Origin of the sequence: Gilliamella apicola, assembly GCF_003202655.1 — a bacterium.
Classification (GTDB): domain Bacteria; phylum Pseudomonadota; class Gammaproteobacteria; order Enterobacterales; family Orbaceae; genus Gilliamella; species Gilliamella apicola_R.
Window position 1 is genome coordinate 51,104 of the sequence record NZ_QGLR01000011.1, and the last position, 6,001, is coordinate 57,104.

Below are 6,001 nucleotides of genomic sequence, written 5' to 3' on the forward strand. Positions count from 1 at the left end.
TTTAGACCCCGCCTAACTAGCGGGGTCTTGTTTTACTTTTAGATCTGCATAGCAAATAGTAAGATCCTTATCTAAAAACTTAGAGGATCTTATTTTGACATCTATGCCAGTATCCCAAGTTTAATAACCAACAGCCTTGCAGGGCACCAATCATTACCGATTGACCGTTGGTAAAATTGAAGGCTCTAGCCATCAATGGGAGCACGGACAAGAAATCCGTCGCCATATGGGACGTTTGGGTGAGTTGACCTGTCGTCATCAATTTGACGAGTGCGGACGATTACGTCAACAAACTCTACAACTTCATCAAACCTTAAGTAAACCGATTGAACGCCGTTATGATTATAATGTTGTTAATGAGCTAACCCAGATAACAGATAATTTTAAAGGGATTAAGACCTTTACTTTTGACTTAAAGAGTCGGATAGCAACTGCAAGTAATAAACCTTATACCGGATTGACCCTATCGGATAAGCCTAGTTATGATGATGTGAATGGTTACCGAGGATATGATGAACCGTTCCGGTTTGATGGGGCGGATAATCTCTTTAGTCATGATATACTACTTGATAGTCTTAAATAATTTGAAGTGTCACGCGCGAAAACATCACGCCAGGATGACGAGCCTACTCCTCAGGATAACGCGCAGCATGTGGATGGTCAACCGGCGGCCAAGGCGATTCACGTTAACCGTTTTATGTTATAGGCTGACGGCATTATCAGTATGATGAATTTGGTAATCTGATTCGTGAGTGTCGTAGTAAACGCCAGCATACCGAGCACAGCTTTACTTGGGATGGTCAGCATCGATTAATCGAGTTTAAGAAAATCCGTCATTACCATGATGCGCATGACCCGCAATTCCATGAAACGGTTGTCAGTAGTTATTGTTATACTTATGATGCCCTTGGACGGCGGATTAGTAAAACGGATATGCAAACCGGTGATAAAACCCTATTCTTTTGGCTTGATGATAAACTACTTACTGAATGTCATGCTGATGATGCCAATTTCCCCGTCTGTGGTCAATAATGAACACGATAAGGTGAACAACTGAGGTGTCGAAGTTATGTGTATGTACCTTATAGTCATGGTTTTAGGCCATTGGTACAAATTAATGGTCGGCGACGGGGTGGTGAGATTTACTACGACTGAGGACACTGCAGGAGTTATTGATGGCTCAGAGGGAGATTGTATGGAGTGCGGTGTATAAGTCTTATGGTAACTTAGCGATTGACTATCAAACGGTACCCCAAACGCGGCGACTGCCGAGACAATATTTTGATGAAGAATCGGGATTACATTATAATCGCCACCGTTACTATGCCCCACACTGTGCACGTTACATTAGTCAAGACCCGATTGGTTTAGCGGGGGGTGAAAATGCCTATAGTTACGTGGCTAATCCAATCACTTGGATAGACCCATTGGGGTTGGATGAAGTTTGTCCGGGAACGGAAGCTGGAAAGGGCACGAGTGAAGCTAATCTAGTATTAAAGGAAACTCAGTCAGCAAAAAAACTTGGAGTTGATATAAATAATATTACTGATGGTACAGCTAAAACAGAAATTAAAATTACAAGTGAAATTAATTATTCAGATGTAAGCTATTAGTTGAGCATGCAAAAGCAAAGGGAGCACAGAAAGTAGAAGTTAATACAGGATATATTGCAAACGAAAAACTTATGGATTTTCTGGAAAGAGAGTTGCTGATGGTAAACCTTTCATGGGTGGTAAAGTAGTTCGTAGAAACTCAAAAACGACAGGCGTTACAATAATATATGACTAAAAAAGAATGGTATAAAGATCGCCTTCTCTGGAAGGCGAATCAATTTAAGTTGCTTTCGGAAACAAGATTAAAAGGCGAAGAACGTGATAATTTTTTTGACAAATTACACAAAGAGTATATGGACTCTGATGATGAGATATTATTTTTATTTTCCGAAAATAATAAGACGAGCTGGACAGCTATAACAACAGATAAAGTCATTAGTTATCATAATAATAGTGTATATCAATTAAAATTAGATAGTATCGAGAAGTTAATTGATATTAAAAAAGACGGTATTTCTGATAATAACTTGAAATGCGACGCTAATTTTCTATTAATAGGTTATGAAAAGTTACCAATTTGGACTCCTAACGCCAAAACTCTCTTCGCACTGATGAATATTTTACGAATGTTTCCATTAAAGAAAAATATATGAACTCAATTAATATTATAAAACCATATAAATATTTTGATAGGTGGGTTTTTGATAAGGACGCCCTGTGGAGATGACATTTCAATGATAAATTATGAAAAAATATATAATCAAATATTAAAATACTCTTATGGTTATTCGATGGGTAATATATGGCAAAGCGTTGATGTTAGCATGAAAGATATGAATGAACCCTACGAAATCAGAAAGGGTATTTTTTTTAAAATATTAGAAAAATTAATGAAAGAAGAGCATATCAAATTAGCATTAAATGGGCATTTTCTTCAAGGAACTATAGCACAACAACTCCAATCAATTAAGGACACATGGCCTACTTATCCTTCTGAGGATGAACTGGATGATCTTGATGATATCGGTTTATGGTTTCTAGCCAAATGTCCTGCTGGATTGGTATGGTTTCCCCCAGATGGTCAGGAGATCTGGACGTAAATTTTAAAAACTTTCCGGATTATGGTGGGAAGTTTTTTATTACATTCTAGCGTTGCCCCTCAATTTTGATAATCAACAGCCCCTGTTGCGCATCGATGATGACTGGCTGAACGGTAGTAATGGGAGCTGATGGAACATTATTAATAAATAATCAGTTAGGTCGTTATCGTTCACAATCAACTGATGCATTGAAGCAATTAGAATTACACTTATCAAATATGAATATTAAAACCATATCTACTAGCGAGGTTATCAAAAGATAATAACGGCATTTCCTAACGTGCACCAGTTCCGCCAAATTACAAACCAATAAGTAAAAAATAAAAAAAAGGATCAAATAATTATGTTAGTTAATGATTATATAAAAGAATTAGGTAATTCAATAAAAGATAGGCTAGATCCTGAGTTAGTAGATTATGCTTTGGATTACATTAATCATTCAGAAAATGTTTTAGCTTTTGAAACATTATGTGATCATATTGCAGATTTTGATGTGAAAATTAGTGAAGATGAATATCAAAAAGTACTTCATATTGTTGATTTATTAGGTTTGGATTTAGATAATCGATATTTATATATAAACCCCAATAAATAACTTGTTAAATCCCCGATGTAACTCTGATCGGGGATCCTATTTTTATAAGTTCCTAGATCTGCATAGCAAGTTCAATAATTAATTTATTGCGCTCAAGTTTAATCACCACAGCCTGTCCGGCATAAAAGCCCATCAGCTCCAGCTAGCGCCCCTTAATGGTCAACTGTGGTTTGGGGTTAGGTTGCCTGCCATTAGGGCTGTAACCGACCATTAAGCTGCGCTTTGTCCGTGGTTTTACCGTTCTGGTTTTAGTAATGGTGTTTTTTAGCGTAGAATGTGCCTTAGCCATAGTTAACTTCTGGTAAGTTAGTTTATGGATGGGTTCGGGCGTTTATCGGAGATTGATGATGGACAATGGCCATTGGTGTGGCAATATGATAAATGTGGTCGTATTACGCTGGAGTATCAAGGGGTTAGTAGTCAATATAAAAACAAACTTCAACAATAGGGCAACACTACATCAATTATAATTTGAGTGTCACGCGCGAAAACATCACGCCAGGATGACGAGCCTACTCCTCAGGATAACGCGCAGCATGTGGATGGTCAACCGGCGGCCAATGCGATTCACGCTAACCGTTTAATGTTATGGGCTGACCGACATTATCAGTATGATGAATTTGGTAATCTGATTCGTGAGTGTCGTAGTAAACGCCAGCATACCGAGCACAGCTTTACTTGGGATGGTCAGCATCGATTAATCGAGTTTAAGAAAATCCGTCATTACCATGATGCGCATGACCCGCAATTTCATGAAACGGTTGTCAGTAGTTATTGTTATACTTATGATGCCCTTGGACGGCGGATTAGTAAAACGGATATGCAAACCGGTGATAAAACCCTATTCTTTTGGCTTGATGATAAACTACTTACTGAATGTCATGCTGATGATGCCAATTTCCCCCCGTCTGTGGTCAATAATGAACGTGATAAGGCGAACAACTATCGGTGTCGAAGTTATGTGTATACACCTGATAGTCATGGCTTTAGTCCATTGGCACAAATTAATGGTCGGCGACGGGGTGGTGAGATTTACTACGACTGAGGACACAGCAGGAGTTATTGACGGCTCAGAGGGAGATTGTATGGAGTGCGGTGTATAAGTCTTATAGTAACTTAACGATTGACTATCAAACGGTACCCCAACCGCGGCGACTACCGAGACAATATTTTGATGAAGAATCGGGATTGCATTATAATCGCCACCGTTACTATGATCCGCACTATGCGCGTTACATTAGTCAAGACCCGATTGGTTTAGCAGAGGGTGAAAATGCCTAGGCTAATCCAATCACTTGGATAGCCCCTTTAGGGTTAAATGAACTCTGTCCGGGAACGGAAGCTGGAAAGGGGACGGCTGGGGCTACTAATCAGTTAACATCAAATAACTTTATAGCTGATGTAACTCAACATAACACTCAACTTGGTGTGCTAAATAAAAAGAAAGATAATATCTCCGGAGCTCATAAACAAGATGCTTTTTTAGAGTCAGCCGAAATATTAGGAGCTAAAATTAATCTCAAAGTTACAGATAAAAATTACCCTGGTTTAATTGAGTACCAATATCAGCTTCCAGCTAAAGCCGGAAATGGTCCAAATGCAGGTCAGATTGTAGGGTATAAGAAAGAAGCGGCAAAAACAACTTATGATCCGGCTATACTATCGGATTCAAAAGTAGCTGATATGTCAAATAAGGCGGCAAAGCAATCAGAAAGTTATTTTTTATCAAATCCAAACAAGAGAGAATATTCAGTAAAAGTTGATGGTTATTGGTTTCAGGTAACAAGAGATGCAAAAACAGGAAAGGTGAGTAATGCTTATATTACAATGCCTCCAAGGAATTCTAAATGAGCAATAAAATAGAATGGTTAAGTAAAGTTGAAAAATATATTATCGAAAACGGTGGAGTAGATTTATATTATTTACTTGAAACAATGTATAACGAAGAAAAGATGAATTTTCTACAATTTATATATGATGCATCAAGAGGTATCGGTTGTGATGTGCATGAAGGATTAGGATATGCCTTAGACCAAGATTATGATAGCCCTGATGATTTTAAGAACGTAGATTTTTATGTTGGTGAAATGGATAGTTCTGAGTTAACGCCTCAACACTTTGTTGAACTTATGCAAGTAATATCGGATAGTTATATTGACGCCCACCCTAAGGATAAGGCATCAATAGAGCACTATATGTCGAAGCTAAGAGAGCGTTATTCATAAGTAGTGAATGATCCCAGCTTAAAAACTGGGAGTTTAGCTTACTTAAGATTACCGCTGAAAATATAAGGAAATAATATGTTATTAATAATGTTAGCCATCTTTTTAATAAATATTATTTTCTTAATGAAAAATCCCGTATTGAATAAGTGGATAATTTACTCTGTATTAAATCCCCTAAACGAACTCATACAGGCGAAAGGCGATATGTCCAGTCCCTATAGTGGTATAATTCATGCGGGCGGTGAGTTAGCTATGGTGGGGGACAACATAACACGTATGGATACTAATAGTTATACGACTCACCACAAGATCGATCTATCACTATTCATCAACCGTCAAAAAAGTAACCAGCGCACCGCCGTATAGGTCAGCTTAACTTTTTTTCAGCAAATTAGACGCTGGAAAGGGAACGAATAGTGCAACACAGGCTGATGCAGCAAAATATTTTGGGCAAGAGCGAAAATATTGGAGCAAAGATCCTATAGAGTTTAATGGTAATAAGGTTTATCAACGTAATGATTTGTTTGA

General features: G+C 37.9%; 12 protein-coding genes. All 12 read left to right on the forward strand.

All coding sequences use genetic code 11. The features are described 5' to 3' along the window. The first annotated feature begins 136 nt into the window (after positions 1 to 136). The 12 genes from DKK70_RS09680 to DKK70_RS16795 all read left to right on the forward strand — a co-directional run bounded on the left by DKK70_RS09680 (position 137) and on the right by DKK70_RS16795 (position 5,839). Positions 137 to 583 (forward strand): hypothetical protein, encoded by a 447-nt coding sequence (locus DKK70_RS09680; protein WP_146210862.1) that lies wholly within the window; start codon positions 137 to 139, stop codon positions 581 to 583. A 592-nt stretch (positions 584 to 1,175) separates the two neighbouring features. Further along, positions 1,176 to 1,613 (forward strand): RHS repeat-associated core domain-containing protein, encoded by a 438-nt coding sequence (locus DKK70_RS17345; RefSeq protein WP_110433816.1) that lies wholly within the window; start codon positions 1,176 to 1,178, stop codon positions 1,611 to 1,613. A gap of 167 nt (positions 1,614 to 1,780) precedes the next feature. Then, the gene (locus DKK70_RS09695) at positions 1,781 to 2,206 is read left to right on the forward strand and encodes a hypothetical protein (RefSeq protein ID WP_110433817.1); all 426 of its coding nucleotides are present in this window, start codon (positions 1,781 to 1,783) and stop codon (positions 2,204 to 2,206) included. A gap of 138 nt (positions 2,207 to 2,344) precedes the next feature. After that, on the forward strand, positions 2,345 to 2,653 hold the full coding sequence (locus tag DKK70_RS09700; RefSeq protein WP_110433830.1) for a DUF596 domain-containing protein: 309 nt from the start codon (positions 2,345 to 2,347) through the stop codon (positions 2,651 to 2,653). 119 nt (positions 2,654 to 2,772) lie between these two features. Next, on the forward strand, positions 2,773 to 2,916 hold the full coding sequence (locus tag DKK70_RS16790) for a hypothetical protein (protein WP_181415969.1): 144 nt from the start codon (positions 2,773 to 2,775) through the stop codon (positions 2,914 to 2,916). 80 nt (positions 2,917 to 2,996) lie between these two features. Continuing rightward, on the forward strand, positions 2,997 to 3,248 hold the full coding sequence (locus tag DKK70_RS09705; protein ID WP_110433818.1) for a MafI family immunity protein: 252 nt from the start codon (positions 2,997 to 2,999) through the stop codon (positions 3,246 to 3,248). A 313-nt stretch (positions 3,249 to 3,561) separates the two neighbouring features. Beyond that, complete coding sequence (locus tag DKK70_RS17240) at positions 3,562 to 3,696, forward strand: hypothetical protein (RefSeq protein WP_258363931.1); 135 nt, start codon at positions 3,562 to 3,564, stop codon at positions 3,694 to 3,696. A gap of 27 nt (positions 3,697 to 3,723) precedes the next feature. Beyond that, positions 3,724 to 4,293 (forward strand): hypothetical protein, encoded by a 570-nt coding sequence (locus DKK70_RS09715; RefSeq protein ID WP_181415970.1) that lies wholly within the window; start codon positions 3,724 to 3,726, stop codon positions 4,291 to 4,293. A gap of 50 nt (positions 4,294 to 4,343) precedes the next feature. After that, on the forward strand, positions 4,344 to 4,529 hold the full coding sequence (locus DKK70_RS09720) for an RHS repeat-associated core domain-containing protein (RefSeq protein WP_309146314.1): 186 nt from the start codon (positions 4,344 to 4,346) through the stop codon (positions 4,527 to 4,529). Positions 4,530 to 4,676: 147 nt separating this feature from the next. Further along, positions 4,677 to 5,099, forward strand: a complete 423-nt coding sequence (locus DKK70_RS09725; protein ID WP_181415971.1) for a CdiA family toxin C-terminal domain-containing protein — start codon at positions 4,677 to 4,679, stop codon at positions 5,097 to 5,099. After that, a complete protein-coding gene (gene cdiI, locus DKK70_RS09730; RefSeq protein ID WP_110424027.1) occupies positions 5,096 to 5,473 on the forward strand; it encodes a ribonuclease toxin immunity protein CdiI in 378 nt (125 codons plus the stop codon). Before DKK70_RS09725 ends, cdiI begins: the two co-directional genes overlap by 4 nt. Positions 5,474 to 5,677: 204 nt before the next feature. Beyond that, the gene (locus DKK70_RS16795) at positions 5,678 to 5,839 is read left to right on the forward strand and encodes a hypothetical protein (protein ID WP_181415299.1); all 162 of its coding nucleotides are present in this window, start codon (positions 5,678 to 5,680) and stop codon (positions 5,837 to 5,839) included. Positions 5,840 to 6,001 lie beyond the last annotated feature (162 nt).